General features: G+C 62.5%; 14 protein-coding genes. 2 read left to right on the top strand and 12 right to left on the bottom strand.

Annotation, left to right across the window (positions count from 1 at the left end; genetic code table 11):
- Positions 1-114: 114 nt before the first annotated feature.
- The 5 genes from IPK66_01820 to recA all read right to left on the bottom strand — a co-directional run bounded on the left by IPK66_01820 (position 115) and on the right by recA (position 7598).
- Complete coding sequence (locus IPK66_01820; GenBank protein MBK8174070.1) at positions 115-2628, bottom strand: PQQ-dependent sugar dehydrogenase; 2514 nt, start codon at positions 2626-2628, stop codon at positions 115-117.
- Between the two features lie 161 nt (positions 2629-2789).
- On the bottom strand, positions 2790-3116 hold the full coding sequence (locus IPK66_01815) for a hypothetical protein (protein MBK8174069.1): 327 nt from the start codon (positions 3114-3116) through the stop codon (positions 2790-2792).
- 110 nt (positions 3117-3226) lie between these two features.
- A complete protein-coding gene (gene alaS, locus IPK66_01810) occupies positions 3227-5878 on the bottom strand; it encodes an alanine--tRNA ligase (GenBank protein MBK8174068.1) in 2652 nt (883 codons plus the stop codon).
- 228 nt (positions 5879-6106) lie between these two features.
- Entirely contained in the window at positions 6107-6442 is a 336-nt protein-coding gene (cowN, locus tag IPK66_01805) for a N(2)-fixation sustaining protein CowN (protein ID MBK8174067.1), read from the bottom strand.
- Between the two features lie 82 nt (positions 6443-6524).
- On the bottom strand, positions 6525-7598 hold the full coding sequence (gene recA, locus IPK66_01800) for a recombinase RecA (GenBank protein ID MBK8174066.1): 1074 nt from the start codon (positions 7596-7598) through the stop codon (positions 6525-6527).
- 347 nt (positions 7599-7945) lie between these two features.
- On the opposite strand from recA, the gene IPK66_01795 reads away from it, so the two are divergent.
- Positions 7946-9328 carry a hypothetical protein gene (locus IPK66_01795; protein ID MBK8174065.1) on the top strand — a complete coding sequence of 461 codons (1383 nt, stop codon included), beginning with the start codon at positions 7946-7948 and terminating at the stop codon, positions 9326-9328.
- A 106-nt stretch (positions 9329-9434) separates the two neighbouring features.
- On the opposite strand, the gene IPK66_01790 is transcribed toward IPK66_01795, so the two are convergent.
- The 7 genes from IPK66_01790 to IPK66_01760 all read right to left on the bottom strand — a co-directional run bounded on the left by IPK66_01790 (position 9435) and on the right by IPK66_01760 (position 14716).
- Complete coding sequence (locus IPK66_01790; protein MBK8174064.1) at positions 9435-11141, bottom strand: response regulator; 1707 nt, start codon at positions 11139-11141, stop codon at positions 9435-9437.
- Positions 11142-11196: 55 nt separating this feature from the next.
- Positions 11197-12273, bottom strand: a complete 1077-nt coding sequence (flhB, locus tag IPK66_01785) for a flagellar biosynthesis protein FlhB (protein ID MBK8174063.1) — start codon at positions 12271-12273, stop codon at positions 11197-11199.
- 21 nt (positions 12274-12294) lie between these two features.
- A complete protein-coding gene (locus IPK66_01780; protein ID MBK8174062.1) occupies positions 12295-13056 on the bottom strand; it encodes a flagellar biosynthetic protein FliR in 762 nt (253 codons plus the stop codon).
- A gap of 5 nt (positions 13057-13061) precedes the next feature.
- The gene (gene fliQ, locus IPK66_01775) at positions 13062-13328 is read right to left on the bottom strand and encodes a flagellar biosynthesis protein FliQ (protein ID MBK8174061.1); all 267 of its coding nucleotides are present in this window, start codon (positions 13326-13328) and stop codon (positions 13062-13064) included.
- A gap of 28 nt (positions 13329-13356) precedes the next feature.
- Complete coding sequence (locus tag IPK66_01770) at positions 13357-13671, bottom strand: flagellar hook-basal body complex protein FliE (protein MBK8174060.1); 315 nt, start codon at positions 13669-13671, stop codon at positions 13357-13359.
- Between the two features lie 188 nt (positions 13672-13859).
- Positions 13860-14270: a flagellar basal body rod protein FlgC gene (gene flgC, locus IPK66_01765; GenBank protein MBK8174059.1), complete on the bottom strand. Its 411-nt coding sequence runs from the start codon at positions 14268-14270 to the stop codon at positions 13860-13862.
- A gap of 38 nt (positions 14271-14308) precedes the next feature.
- Entirely contained in the window at positions 14309-14716 is a 408-nt protein-coding gene (locus tag IPK66_01760; protein ID MBK8174058.1) for a flagellar basal body rod protein FlgB, read from the bottom strand.
- A 188-nt stretch (positions 14717-14904) separates the two neighbouring features.
- Here IPK66_01760 and scpB point away from each other — a divergent pair, with 188 nt between their 5' ends.
- Entirely contained in the window at positions 14905-15684 is a 780-nt protein-coding gene (scpB, locus tag IPK66_01755) for a methylmalonyl-CoA decarboxylase (GenBank protein MBK8174057.1), read from the top strand.
- Positions 15685-15792 lie beyond the last annotated feature (108 nt).

Here is a 15792-nt window from a genome sequence, read left to right as displayed (position 1 = left end):
CCTCAAATCACCGCGGCAGGGTAAGGGCCTCACTCGTCGCATTCAAGGACGGTGCCAAACACGGACGGGATGGGCCACCCGCGTTGGCCTGCCGTCACCGGACGACGTGCGCCATCAGGGCCGCAATGCCGACGGTCCCGGCGCCTTGCCCATCATGCCCTGAAGAATCGCCCGGTCCGCCGCGTCGATGATCAGATCGTGGTTGAGATCGGCGCGGTAGATGAAGCCCGGATCGTTCCGGCGTTTGCCAAGCGCCGCCGTTAGCATCGAAAGGTCGGCAGCGTCGGTCTTCAGGTCGTTGTTGAGGTCACCGTCGCAGGCGTTGCCGTAGCCGTCGCGATCGTCGTCCGCCTGGTCGGGATTGAAGGTACGGATGCAGTTATCGGCGTTGTTGGGCACGCCGTCCCCATCGGTATCGACCGCGGCGGCGCACACGTCCGCACGGTTGATCCACGGCGTCAATGCCGTGCGCAAGATGAAGGAATCGACCACACCCGTACCGATCGGCGGCATCCGATAGGTGTTGAGCCGCCGCATGCGCAGCGGAATGATTGAATGCGCGGGATCGCCCGGAGCGAGCAGCTTGGCGTCGGCGACGCCGAGGTTGCCGGCGATTGGCGCAGCGTCGCAAATGTTCATCGCATCCGTTGCCGTCGAATAGCGGAAGTCAATGGTCGTCTGCGCGAGGCCATCGGGCCGATGGCACAGGGCGCAATTGGCGTGCAGGTAAGAGCGGGCGCGGCGGATCATCGAGGTGCTCGTCAGGTAGCGGCTGGCGAGAGCCGGCAACTCCGCGAACGGCGGCATGGTGGTCGAGTACATCCCGATGTGATCGAGAGTGGCGATCTGGTTCGACGACCGGCCGGTCGATGGATAAACGAAATCCCGGTTGAGTTGGGCCGTTTCGAGGCCGAGCGAGAAACCGGCGGCCTCGTTATGGCACTCAAGACATTGCGCCGGGCTGGGATACGTCCAATTCACCGTGCCGCCGGCACCGTTGGCAATGGTCTTGGTCTTGCCGTCGGTCAGCAGATCGGCGTCCGACAGGTCAGCGCGCCACTCATAGGTATAGCCCCGCCACTCACCGTTTGGATGGCGCATGAACAGACGGGTCTCGTGCGGCCGGCCGGCGAAGCTGAACATTTTGATCAGCACGGTTCGCGCCGGGAAATCGTAATCGCCGTCGGCGTTGACGCCGATCGTCCCGCTATTGGGCAGCGCCATGCCCCGGGTCTTGTCGGCCCCGTCGGACCACAAAAGCATGTTGACGTCGTAGGGAATGACCCCCGCCGCGAACTCCTGCGGATTATCCGGATTAACACAACCGGTTTGCGACAGTCGCGATGCGACAGGGCTGCTGGCTGCCGCGGTTGCCGTCGTCCCCGACTTTGGAACCAGTTTGAAGATCTTGTTCCCGGTCTGGCCGTTGATGATGTAGATCTCGCCCCGCGCGTCTTGCCCGAACGAGCTTGGGCTCAGCGAGCGCGGGACCGTCGCCACCTCGATGCGACCGTAACTGCTCGCCGGATCGAGCCCGGCAATACTCGCCGAGAAGACCGCACCGAAGATGTAGACCCCGTCCAGCGCCGGAATGTCGGAGCCGCGATAGACAGCCCCGCCGATCACCGCTGCTCCGTTCTCGCGCGTGACGAACTCATATGTCGGCGGCGTGAGCCCGGCCGGATTGCACGATTTCTGCCGGCAGACGCTGCCTTCATAGATCGGCCAGCCATAGTTGCCGCCCTTGACGACGTGATTGATCTCTTCGCGCGTGTCCTGTCCGACATCCCCCTCCCAGATTTCGCCGGTCTTTCGATCGATGGAAAACCGCCACGGATTGCGAAATCCCAGAGCGTAGACCTCCGGTGCCCCGAGCGTCCCGCTCGCGTACGGATTGTCGGCGGGGACGGCATACGGGTCGCCGTGATCGACGTCGATCCGCAGGATTTTTCCATGCAGATCGAACGGGTCCTGCGCGCGCATGGTGCGCGTATCAGGAAGGACCAACGAGCCATCGCCCGAACTGATGTATAAATAACCATCCAGGCCAAACTGAAGCTGACCTATGTGATGGAGTGCCGCCGTCTGCTCGATGGTCAGCAGCACTTTGTCCGTGCCGGGATCGAATGTTGTTTTCGAGGCGCCGGCGGTAAACCGCGAGACCACCGACGTGATCGGCGAGGTCGGGGTGCGGCGGTAGTTATAGGCTACGTACATGTAGCCGTTTTTTGAGAACTGGGGGTGAAGGGCGATCGAGGTGATCCCCCATTCCTGCGAATCGCGAAATCCCACCTGGTCGGTCGCGTCGAGGTAGCTCGAGATGTTCAGTGCGACACGCGGCGCCAAGTTCGGATCGTTGGTGAACGTCCGTATGACGCCACCGCGCTGCGCGACGAACCATCGATCGGGATTGTCCGACGGTTGATCGAGGGAAATCGGATGATTGAACTTGAAATTGGGAAATGCGACGACCGCTTCGACATTCGGATTGGCCAGCGCCAGCGCGGGGGCGAGACAGGTCGTGTTCGAAGGCCGTTGATCCAGACCATGCCGGATGTCGGCAGCCGCCGGCCGAAAGCAGCCAAGAGTAAATAAAATTAACAATGCGAAATAAAGCGCCCGAGTCATTACGCCAACTCCCTCGGATAGCCGTTTATGATTATCGCCCGCGAAAGCACTGTGCCATTTTCTACTAACAGTAGAAGACGATAATTTATCATGTTCTTGGTTGTTTGAATACGGATTTTCAGTGCGGCGATCCGCCACTCACGCTTCACCAAGTCTTGCCGTCAGCCGCCGATGCAGCGCAGCCACAGCGCCGCGACGACGCCCCAAAGCATGTTAACGACAATCAGCTGAACGACGCTCAGGTCACCCGAGACGAGATCGCCGAGTTGGTGGCGCGCGGCGGTGAACAGCAGGGCATAAAGACTCGGAGCCAGTCCCAAAATGACGCCCCGAACCCACAACGGAGCCCGCGGCCAGGGCAGCAAGAAGACGAGTCCCCACATCCCGCCCACGACGATGCGCGGATAGAGGCGATCGAGCGCGAGATCAGAGCCCAGAAAGACACCGAACCCGCGGCCGATCCCTTGCCGGCCAGCAGCCCAGGACATCAACGCGATTGCCAAAGCGCCAACAGCACCGGCGGAGAACGCCAGAGACGCCGATCTCAGGAATGGCCCCATCGTCGCGCCGCCCGCTTGATCCGTTCGAGCCGGCGAGGCTAGGCGGTGCCGGCGAGCGCGTGCTCGATCGCTTCGAGCGCCGCCTGCGCCTGCGACGAATCCGGCCCGCCCGCCTGCGCCATGTCGGGCCTGCCACCGCCGCCCGAACCGCCGAGCGCCTTCGCACCAATGCGCACGAGATCGACGGCATTGATGCGGGCGGTCAGGTCATCGGTGACACCGACGACTACCGAGGCCTTGCCGTCGCCGGTCGCGACCAGCGCGACGACGCCCGAGCCGACCTGCTTCTTGATATCGTCGGCAAGGCTCTTCAGTTCGCGTGCCGGCACGCCGTCGAGAAGCCGGGGCGAAAAGCGTATGCCGGCGACGTCGCGCGCCTCGGGCGCCCCGCTGCCGGCACCGGTGGCAAGCGCCCGTCGCGCCTCGCTGAGCTCGCGCTCAAGCTTGCGGCGGTCTTCAAGCAATTGAGCCACGCGCGCCGGCACGTCGGCGAGAGGAGCATTCAAAAGCTGCGCCGCCTCCTTCAGTGCGGCTTCCTCGCCCACGAGATACAGGCGCGCCGTCTCGCCGGTCGTCGCCTCGATGCGCCGGACGCCGGCGGCGAGCGCCGTCTCACCGACGATCTTGAACAGGCCAATATCGCCGGTCCGGCTGACATGCGTGCCGCCGCACAGTTCGGTCGAATAAGTCCGCCCGTCGCCCCCCGCACCCCCCATGGAGACAACGCGGACTTCATCACCGTACTTCTCACCGAACAGCGCCATCGCACCGGCTGAGACGGCCGACTCCGGGTCCATCAGCCGTGTGGTCACCGGGGCGTTGTCACGCACCTGCGCGTTGACGTCGGCCTCGACCAAAGCGATTTCGTCGGTGGTCAGGGGCCGCGGGTGACTGATGTCGAAACGCAGCCGGTCTGGCGCCACCAGCGAGCCCTTCTGCGAGACGTGCTCGCCCAGTCTTCGGCGTAGCGATGCCTGCAGCAGGTGGGTCGCCGAATGGTTGGCGCGCAGCGCCGAACGCCGGGCGTGATCGACCATGAGCAAAACATCATCGCCGACGGCGAGCCGTCCGGACTCGATCCGTCCGAGATGAACGTGCAGCTCTCCCACTTTCTTCAGCGTATCGGAAACGGTAATCGCAAGACCAGCGCCGCCGGTCATGCGACCGGCATCACCCGCCTGACCGCCGGACTCGCCGTAGAACGGCGTCTGGTTGCAGACGATGGCGACACTCTGCCCGGTCTCGGCAGCGGTTGCCCGCGCACCGTCGATGACGATCGCCACGACCTTACCCTCGGAGGTCTCAGCGTCGTAGCCGAGAAATTCCGTGGCGCCAACGTCATCCTTGATCTGGAACCAGACCGATTCCGTCGCCGCCTCGCCCGAGCCGGACCAGGCGCGACGTGCCTCTTCCTTCTGGCGGGCCATGGCGGCGTTGAAGCCGTCGACGTCGACGCCCAGTCCCTTCGCCTTCAGCGCGTCCTGCGTCAGATCGAGCGGAAACCCATAGGTATCATAGAGGCGGAATGCCGTCTCGCCGTCCAGCCCGCCGCCCGGCGGCAAGCATTCGCTTGCCTCTTCCAGCAACTTCAGCCCGCGTTCGAGGGTATTGCGAAAGCGCGTCTCTTCAAGGCGCAAAGTTTCCGTCGCCAGAGCCTCGGCCCGGCTGAGTTCCGGATAGGCCTGACCCATTTCCGCCACCAGCTTAGGGACGAGCCGCCACATCAGCGGTTCCGGACTGCCGATGAGGTGCGCATGGCGCATCGCTCGACGCATGATTCGCCGCAGTACGTAACCGCGACCTTCGTTCGCCGGCAACACGCCGTCGGCGATCAGGAAGGTCGCGGCGCGCAAATGATCGGCGATGACGCGGTGCGAGATGGCGTGCGGGCCATCGGGATCGGTACCGGTGGCATGCGCCGAGGCTTCGATGAGGTCGCGGAGCAAGTCGATGCGGTAATTGTCGTGCGTGCCCTGCATGACCGCGGCGACACGTTCCAGCCCCATCCCGGTATCGATCGACGGCTTCGGCAGGGAGATGCGCTTGTCCGCCGTCACCTGCTCGTACTGCATGAAGACGAGGTTCCAGATCTCGATGAAGCGATCGCCCTCGGCATCGTCGCTACCGGGCGGACCGCCCGGGATGTGGGCGCCGTGGTCGTAGAAGATCTCCGAGCACGGCCCGCACGGGCCGGTATCGCCCATCTGCCAGAAGTTATCGTGCGTCGGAATGCGGATGATCCGACTGTCCGGCAGCCCGGCGATCTTGCGCCACAACGCGAAGGCGTCGTCGTCCTCGGCATAAACGGTGACGAGCAGCCGATCGACGGGCAGCGCGAATTCCTTGGTCACCAACCGCCAAGCCAAATCGATCGCGACGTCCTTGAAATAGTCGCCAAACGAGAAATTGCCGAGCATCTCGAAGAAGGTATGATGGCGCGCCGTGTAGCCGACGTTCTCCAGATCGTTGTGCTTGCCGCCGGCGCGCACGCACTTCTGAGCGCTGGTGGCGCGAATGTAGTCGCGCTTTTCGATGCCAGTGAATACGTTCTTGAACGGAACCATACCGGCGTTGGTGAACATCAAAGTCGGATCGTTGCGCGGCACCAGCGGCGCCGACGGTACGATGCGGTGCCCTTCCTTGGCGAAGAAGTCGAGGAACGCCCGGCGGATGTCGTTGACGGTTTGCATGCGGGCTTATTTAAGGCGGCGCAGCAAAAAAGGGAACGAATCGTTTCGCGTCGGCGAGGCAACCCGCGTTGAGGGATCACGCCCTGCGCTGCCTGGTGCCGCTTTCGTCAGCCATTGCCTGCCGGATGCCCTCAAGCCGACGAAATTGACGCGGGTTCCGGTGCCGATCCAGGGTTGATCAGGCGATGGCCCGACAGGGATCGAGGGCGCTCGTGCATCGGATCATCGTCAGCAGCATTCCTCTTCGATCTGCCGCAGCAGCGCCAGGCCGGCGGCATCCCCGTAGCGCTCGAACAGTTCCTCGATGAGATAGACATAGGAGCAGATCAACCGCAGTTCGTCGGGTGCGTGTCGCTCCTGGTCGGCAGCCTCCGCCAGCTTGACCTTGAACACTTCCCAAAAGGCGTTTGTCTTGGTCGGATCGTCGATGTGGGAACGGATTGCCGCCACGAGGCGCAGACTGTTGCCGACGCAGTCGATTCCCTCGAACGTCTTGTAGCGATCGGTATCGGTATGCTCGCTCACTCGCCTCAACCCTTGCTGCGCGTTTTGCCCGCACGTCATGCAAGGGTGACGCCAGCGTCACCCGCATCGGCCGGCGACCACGTCCATTTGTGCAAAAGAGCGAGCTCGGGAGAAACCGCTGCTAGTCGTCAGCTTCGATTTCGTCATTCTCCCCGCCGACGAGCATTGCATCCGAAACCAGCCCAGCATTCTGCCGGATTTTCGCCTCGATCTCGGCGCCCTTCTCCGAATGGTCACGCAGGAACTGCTTGGCGTTCTCCCGCCCCTGGCCGATCCGCTCCGAGCCGTACGAGAACCACGAGCCGGATTTCTCGACGATTCCAGCCTTGACGCCGAGATCGAGAAGCTCGCCGGTTTTTGAGACACCCTCGCCATACATGATGTCGAATTCGACCATCTTGAACGGCGGAGCGAGTTTGTTCTTCACCACCTTGACCCGGGTCTGGTTGCCGACGACGGCATCCCGGTCCTTGATCGCGCCGATTCGCCGGATCTCGAGGCGCACCGAGGCGTAGAACTTCAGCGCGTGGCCGCCCGTGGTTGTCTCCGGATTGCCGAACATCACGCCGATCTTCATGCGAATCTGATTGATGAAGATAATCATCGTGCGCGAGCGGGACACCGAGCCGGTGAGCTTACGCAGCGCCTGACTCATAAGCCGCGCGTGCAGGCCGACATGGCTGTCTCCCATTTCGCCCTCCAACTCGGCGCGCGGCACGAGAGCCGCCACCGAGTCGATGACGAGCACGTCGACCGCGCCCGAACGGACGAGTGTGTCGGCGATTTCGAGTGCCTGCTCGCCGGCATCCGGCTGCGAAATCAGCAGATCATCGACATTGACGCCGAGTTTGCGCGCATACACCGGGTCAAGCGCATGCTCGGCATCGACGAAGGCACAGACTCCGCCTTTCTTTTGCGCCTCGGCGATGACGTGCAGCGCCAGCGTCGTTTTTCCCGAGCTTTCCGGCCCGTAGATCTCAACGACGCGCCCGCGGGGCAGGCCACCGATGCCAAGGGCGATGTCGAGCCCAATTGAGCCGGTTGAGACCACCTCGGTCTCGACTGTCTCCCGTTGGCCCAGGCGCATAATCGAGCCTTTGCCGAACGCGCGCTCAATCTGGCTGACGGCGGCATCGATCGCCCTCGTCTTGTCCGCTGTTTCTTTATCGGCCACGGGCAATCTGCTCACCAGCATCGTATGCTCTCCTTATTCCACGGGCATTCGGGTTTGGCAACCGATGCCAATGTACATGGTTTGTTCGGTGCGCCAAGCATTTTTCCCTAACACATTGATAATCAATGGTGATGTCCATGTGGCAACAGCGGCCGCTATGGCTCTAACGGGTTATTTTTTGCAGGTACCGGCTATACGCGCCCTACGTTTGCCATTACGCTGGCGCATATGAGGCAGGTGTTTGCGGGGTTTGTGCAGCGTCCCTCGCTCGACGTACGATAACATCGTGGGTCGCGAAATGCGCCGGGTGCCAATTTTGCAGGACACGGCGGTGGATGACCGCCCCATAAGGGAAGAGGTTCATAAACATGGACAAAGAGCAGTTTGTCGATCGGCGTTCCGGGCACGACCGCCGCACGTTGCAGGACTATCGGAACAACGACGACCGACGCTCCGGATACGACCGCCGCCGGACAGGAAGCGAACTACGCCCCATGCCCATGCGGGGTAACCGGGATTTGAGGCTAGACGCCCCGTTTGCACGCGACGGGCGGAGCTGGGTTTTATCGGACCAGGACCCTCTGCCGTTCCCGGCGACGATGCGCGATTTTCTCGCCGGCGTCGGCACGGTCCTGACCAAACTCGTTTCCGGTTTTTACGATGCCTGCATGGATCCGAAGCTATGGCCAGGCGTGCTCGGGGCCATGCGTGATGCGTTGCACGCCGATGCCGCCGCCGTCGTCTCGCACGACTTCGAGCAAGGCCGTGGCCAGCTCGATCATTCGGTAAGCATCGATGCGATGTTCGTTACCGCTTATCGCGAATTCTACAGTCGGCAAAACATCTGGTTCCAGAATCGGGAAACCTTCGCCCAGGCCGACATGGTCCTGGCAAGCCAGCAGCTCGCCGAATCGATCAAGCTAGTCGAGACCGACTTTTATCGCTACTGGCTGCGCCCGCAGAATTTCTATCACAACCTCGTCGGCATCCTTGACATCCAGGGTTCGCAGGTCACGTTACTGATGTTCCTGCGCGCCCGCGAGAAAGGCGCGTTCTGGGACGACGACCGCGACATCCTCCTTCGCCTGCTGCCCAACCTGCGGCAAGGGCTGCGTGCCGGCCAGGTCTTCCGCCGGGTTCAGGATGTGGAACGCATCCTTCTTGATACCCTCGACGTCATGCCCATCGGCATCGCGCTGCTCGGTTGCTCGGGCATCGTGCTGACCGCCAATCGTGTTGCCCGCGAGATCATTGATACCGAAGAAGCGCTCTATCTCGGCAGCGGAGGCCTTGGCGTTCGCCTGGCCGCGGGTCGATTTCGCTTCCGCGACTTCCTTGCCGGCTCGATGAGCGAGATGCGCGACGATCCGAACGCCGAGTTGCACACCTTTTCCGTGCCACGAGAGGGCGAACGCCGCCCGATCACCTTGCTGGTGATGCCGGTTAAGGACCGCACGCAGCGTCGTTCCGACCGGGATCCGGCGGCGGTTCTGTTCATCGGTGATCCGGAGCGGACGGTCGACATCGACCCGCGCCAACTCGTGCGGATGTACGGCCTGAGCCGCGCCGAGGCGCGCGTCGCCGTGCTGCTCGCCAAGGGCTTGCGGCTCGAGCAGGCGGCGCAGCATCTGGGCCTCACCTACGAGACGGTGCGCAAGCACCTCAAACAGATCTTCAGCAAGACGGGAACCGACCGTCAGGCGGAACTGGTGCGCACGTTGACCAGCGGTCCGTCAGGGCTCAAACTTTGAAGAGAAGGGCTGCGGCCGCGATTGATCGGGCCATCCGTTGTCGATTTCGACAACCGTTCTCGACGCCTTCCTGCCGGGTATCCGGTGACGGTCGCGCCCGCTGTTTTCAGTCGCCGACGACACGCTTCACCCGAGCGGTAAGCTCGGCGAGGGTAAAGGGTTTGGAGAGGACCGACAGCCGCTCTTCGCCGACGGCGAAATCCTGAACCTCGTCGGCGAAGTGCGCCGAGGCGACGATGACTTTAATCGATGGGCGCGCGCGCAACGCCTCTGTGGCGAGCGTCCGACCATCGGTGCCAGGTAAAATAAGGTCGGTGAGCAGCACGTCGAGCTCGCGCGCGGCATCGGCGATGATTTGCATCGCGCTCTCGCCGTCCGCCGCTTCCATCACCTCGAATCCCCGGTTACGCAAAGCCCGCGCGGCGAAGTTGCGGATTGCATCTTCGTCGTCGACAAGAAGGACGGTACGTCGTTGCGGCTTGACTTCTGGCAAGGGCGTCACATCCCCACCTTGGCATCGCTCGTCCGCGTCCAGCTCAGCGCCATCGCCACGACAAGCTGCATCCGCGGCAAGAGAAGTAGCAGTCTCGCCGGCGGTCGCGGGATCGGCGACCTGAGACGCCTCGGTCGACGCCGGTAGATAAATCCGAAAGCACGCCCCGGCGCCCAGTGCGCTCTCGACAACGATATAGCCGCCGCTCTGACGAACGATGCCGTAGACGGTCGCAAGACCAAGCCCGGTGCCGGCACCAGCCGGTTTAGTGGTGAAGAAGGGCTGGAAGATATCATCGATGATCTCACGGGCGATGCCGTCGCCGCTGTCGGCGACCTCGATCAGCGCGTAGCGCCCCGCGGCAATGGTTTCCGATGCGCGCTGGACCGCTTCGGCGAGAACCACGGATAGGCTGCGCAATGTGAGGACGCCCCCCGACGGCATCGCGTCGCGCGCGTTCACGGCGAGGTTAACGAGAACCTGATCGAGTTGACCGGGGTCCATGCTGACCAGGGGAACACCGGCACCGTGCTCGGCGCGGATGGCTATGTTCGGATCGAGCAGCCGGCGTAGCATCGGCACCAGCGCATCGATGGCATCATCGATACTCATTGGCACCGGCCGTAATGGCTGCTTGCGTGCGAACGCGAGCAGTTGACGGACGAGATCGCGAGCGCGAAGCGCGTTGACCCGAATCTGCGACAGATCGTCGTAGTGGCCGTCCGGCAGATCTTGATGGCTCAGCATCAGATCGCAAAATCCGAGGATCGCCGCGATGAGATTGTTGAAATCGTGGGCCACGCTACCAGCGAGCTGACCCAGCGCCTGGAGTTTCTGCGCGTGGGCAAAGCGGACGTCGAGCATCCGCCGACTGGTGGTATCGAGGGCGTGAATTGTCACCCCGCCGATTTCGCCGTCGATCTCGATCGCTGTTGCGAACAGTGCGATGGTCCGCTCACCCTGGCCCTCGCCCGCAAGGCGTGCGGTCTCAAGAGACGCCCGCCGTGCCGTGCCCATGATCACTTTGGCGCATTGCGCAAGGACATCGTCCCGGTCCTCGGCGGCGAATGCCTCAGCAAGCGGCCGGCCGGTCAAGTACGCCCGATCCCTGCTGAAAAGTTCGACATAAGGCGGATTACAGCAGACGACGTTTCCCTGAAGATCGACGATGCCGATAGCAAACGGGCTGTCTTCAAACAGCGTCGCCTGCGCCCGCCTGATGAGCGCCAATGCGCCCGCAGGGATATCGCCGGCTGTGGGGGCGTCGGATTTGGGATCGCCACCGTCAGACTGCGCTTGGTGAAACCGATTCTCGTCCATTCGTTCCGTGATCGTCTCCCGGACCGGCGACGGTCTGTGCGATTTGCTCAGGCGCTCAGGCGCTCACGCGCTCCTTGCGGTTGCGCATTACGAAACCGATGACCTGCGCGACAGCCTGATAATGTTCGGCTGGAATTTCGTCGTCGAGGTCGACGGCGCGGTGCAGGGCGCGGGCGAGCGGCGGGTTCTCCACGATCGGGACGCCGTGCTCCAGCGCAACCTCTCGAATTCGCAGGGCAAGTGAATCGACCCCCTTGGCGACGACTTTCGGCGCCGGCATAGCCTCGGTGTCGTAGGCGAGCGCCACGGCGAAGTGCGTCGGATTGGTGATGACAACGGTCGCGCCGGGCACAGCCGCCATCATCCGCTTGCGCGCGCGTTGCTGGCGGAGGCGGCGGATCTGTGCCTTGATGTGCGGATCGCCGTCCGATTGCTTGAACTCGTCGCGAAGTTCCTGCTTGCTCATCCGCATCTGCTTCAAAAAAGCAAAGCGCTGGTAGACATAGTCCAAGATGGCGACCAGCGTGATCGTCGCCGCGACGCCTGCCGCCATTCTGACGAGAATATGATCCGTGCGCACCAAGGTTTCGGTAACCGCCATCGCCGGCCATGCCGGCAAGCTCGGCGCCAGCGGCACGACAAGCGCCGCCAGGACGCCGGCGACGACACCCAGCTTGATCAGGTTGCGCACGAACTCGACAGCCGACTTGACCGAGGCCAGACGCTGCAGGCCCTTGAGCGGCGAGAGCTTGCTGAAATCCGGCTTCAATCGGTCCGGCGCCCAAATCAAGCCGCTCTGGGCGAGAGCGCTGCCAAGGACAATAACCGTGATCAGCAGAAGAATCGGCCCCAGGATAATGCCCACGTCCAAGAGAACCGCGGCGACGCCGGCGCGCGCATCGGCAAAGCCGATCTGCATCTGTTCGGGACGCTCGATAAAGCGCAGGCAGGTCTGAACGAAGCGTTCTGCGGCGCCGGGCGCGAGGAAGGCGAGCGCCATGGTCCCTGACATCAGCGCCGCCCAGGTCTGTATATCCTGCGAATGAACAACCTGGCCACGCTCGCGCGCCTGCTGCAGTTTTCGTTCGGTCGCTTCTTCCGTTTTGGAGGATTCGTCTTCGCCTTCGGCCATCCTCTCAAGTCTCCGCCGTTCTCAGCCGACCGGCCCGCCGCCGACGACCTTGGCAAAATAATCCATGAATACCAGCATAATGCCGGAGATTGTCAGCATCATAACCCAAATCTGTAACATGATCTGCATCGGCAGTCCGAAAAAGAATACCTGCAGTTGCGGCATCATGCGTCCGAGTAGTCCGAGGCCAACATTGTAAACGAGATTGATGATGATGAAGGGGGCAGAAAGCTGCACGCCAAGCGAAAAGCTGTCGGCGACATTGCGGCTGATTGCGGCACAGAAGTCGCCCATATCGAGGGGCGCCCCTGGAGAGAAAAGCCCATAGCTTGTCGCCGCCGCCTGTAGCATCAGGTGATGCAGATCGGTGACGAACACCAGGGTAATCCCTATCATGCTGAAAAATCCGGCGATTGTTGCGCTCTGCTGGTCTGCGACCGGATCTTGGACCAATGCATTGGCGAACGAGCCGAGAAAAGCGACCACCGTCCCTGCGGTCTGGAGCGCTGCCATCGCAATGCGCGCGAGGACGGCGAAAAAGAGACCAACGGCGGCCTCGCGCACCAGAAGAAGCCCAAGGACCGCGGTACTTTGCGGAATGGCCGGTATCGCCGCGCCCAGGCTCGGAGCGACCAGAGCGCTGATCGCCAGACCAAACACAAGGCGCATCCGGGGTGATACATAGCCGGCACTGAACCCGGGCAGAAAGGCGAGCGCGGTTCCGAGGCGCGCGAAGACGACGACGACGGCGAACAGGTCGGCAAGCGGAACCCGCGCGAGCATCGTCGTCAGCCGCCTGCGGCGATGTGGTCAAACAAGCGCTGGGTGAATTCGATCAGCGTCGTCATCATGAACGGGAGCAGCACGACGAGCCCAAGCATCATGGCGACGATCTTGGGCACAAACGTCAACGTCGATTCCTGCAGGCTGGTCAGCGCCTGCACGAGTGCGATCGCAACACCGACGACCATGCCGATCGCCATCACCGGCCCTGAGACCAACAGGATGACCCATGTCGTCTCACGGCCGAGTTCGAGAATGTCGACTTCGTTCATCTGGTTTTCCCCCATACCGCAGCAGGGACTACATCGGCATGCGCAGGATTTCCTTGTAAGCGTCGATAATCCGATCCCGCACGGCGACGACCGTCTGCAGGGTCGTCTCCGCCTCGGCGACCGCGGTCACCACCTGGGTGAGATCGGTCCCGGACCCGACAGCCGCGACGGAGGCGGCTTCGGCGCTCTTGCCGGACTCGGCCGCGGTTTCGAGTACGTCCTTGACCATGTTGGCAAAGCTCTGCTTGCCGTCGGCATCGTTCGCCGCCACCGGCTGATCACCACGCGCCAGCTTGGCGTATGCGCTCGCCGCCTTGCTGTAACTGTCAACCGGCATCACCATATTGTCTGTCCTTTGTGGCATCGCGCCGCCCGGGCACCGCTAAGCGACCGTGCGCGCCGACAATCGCCTTGGACCTGCTCGATGGCGAGCAGGTCCATGCGACCAGAGCGTTCAATCAATCGTCGGCGGGCCCGCGGATCTCCGCTCGGTGCCCGCGCTGTTCCTGGGTGCGATTTCCCGGCGAGAGCTCAGCGCAGGACATCGATGATCTCCTGCAGCATGCCCTTCGATGCCTGGATCACGCGCAGATTGGCATCGTAGGATCGCTCCGCCTCGCGCATATCGGCGATTTCGATCAAGGCGTTGACATTGGGCTCTTCGACATACCCGCGCGTATCAGCCGCCGGGTGATTCGGATCGAAGCGGCGCGGAAACGGCGTCTGATCCGCGGTAATGTCGCGCACACGAACCATATCGACGCCGGTTGCCCGATCGAGTTCGTTGCGAAAGGAGACCACCTGCCGACGGTAGGGAATATCGCCCGCCTGCGCCGGAAGCGAGTCGGCATTGGCAATGTTTTCCGCGATCACTTTCAGCCGCACGCCCTGCGCCCGCATGCCGGCGGCAGATATTTTCAGCGTCGATGCGATATCGTCCATGCTCGTTTCCTCGCGATCGTTCGGTTTGCAGCGCTCGTTCAGTTCTTGCTGGTTGCTGCCAGGTGAATCATGTCGAGGTACTTGCGATAGAGTTGCGTCGTTAGCCGGTGCGTGGCAGCGCTCTCATTGACCTTTGCCATCTGCTGCTCGAGATCGACAGCGTTACCCGACGGAGAGACGTCGTCAGCATCCCGCTGCACCTCGTCGCGGAAGGTCGCTTTTTGGTGGACGAGACCCGGCAGATGCGCCGGATTGGTCGCCGAGAGCGAGACCGGCGCCACTTGGTCGCGCAGCGTCTCGCGAAAGTTCAATGGCTTGAGGTCATGAGGCACGTAACCTGGCGTATCGGCGTTGGCGATGTTCCGCGCTAAAATGGTCTGACGCTGGTCCAGCCATGCGAGCCGTTCTTTGATTGCCCCAAATGGCGCGCTTTTGCTCCAATCCATCCTGCAGCTCCGAGCGATCACACCGACCTTGCGTAGCGAGGAGTATCGCAGCGGGCGTTAACATCGGGTAAACGGGGTTGCGACGCTGGCGCGCTTAGCGCGAGCGCACTACAGTGCCGCGGCTGCATTGGCCAAATCGCTTGGCGCTCGACCTAGTCTGTCGGCGTCCGCGCGCACTGGAGCTTTCCATGTCGTTGATTTTGGTCGAGTTTGAGAACGAAATCGGCACGATTGTGCTGAATAATCCCGCGCGCCGGAATGCCCTCAGCCATGCTTTGATTCTCGAAGTCATCGCGGCCCTGAACGACCTTGCGGCACGCAAGGCGCGCGCGGTCATTCTCCGCGCTCCGTCTGGCTGCAAGGTCTGGTCGGCCGGTCACGACATCGAGGAATTGCCCAATGCCGGCCGTGATCCGCTCGGCTGGGGGGATTCCCTTCGCCAGCTCGCTCGCGGAATACAGATGTTTCCTGCGCCGGTGCTGGCGTTGCTGGAAGGCGGAGTCTGGGGGGGCGCCTGTGAAGTGGTGATGTCCTGCGACCTGCTGGTCGCCACCCCGGACGCGACGTTCGCCATCACCCCGGCAAAGCTCGGGATTCCCTACAATCTCAGCGGATTATTGACCTTGATCAATGCCGTACCGCTGCCTGTTGCTCGGGAAATGCTGTTCACGGCTCAGCCGATCCCGATGTCGCAGGCGCTCAATCTCGGGATTGTCAACTACGTCATACCGGCCGACGAAATCGACGCGTTCGTTTTATCGCTGGCACAACGCATCTGTGCCAACGCGCCGCTCAGCATTTCGGTCATGAAAGAGGAAATCCGCCTGCTCGCCAGCGCGCATTCGATCACCCCGGAATTGTTCGAGCAAATCCAGGGGCTGCGCCGTATTGTTTACGATAGTGACGACTATCAGGAGGGCCTGAACGCCTTTCGCGAAAAGCGCAAGGCCAATTTCCAAGGGCGCTGAGCATGCGTAGCCGCGCGCTGCAACCGCGCCTTTTTTGACGAACAAAAGCCCCCGTTCTCGGGTCGTCACCGCAACCGGGCGCCGCGCCGCCGCCGAATACAAGCGGTG

The organism is Rhodospirillales bacterium (genome assembly GCA_016712595.1).
In the GTDB taxonomy this organism is placed as follows: Bacteria; Pseudomonadota; Alphaproteobacteria; order Rhodospirillales; family Defluviicoccaceae; genus Defluviicoccus.
Note: the sequence above shows the minus strand (reverse complement) of the source record. Positions and strands in the feature narration are given on the sequence as shown.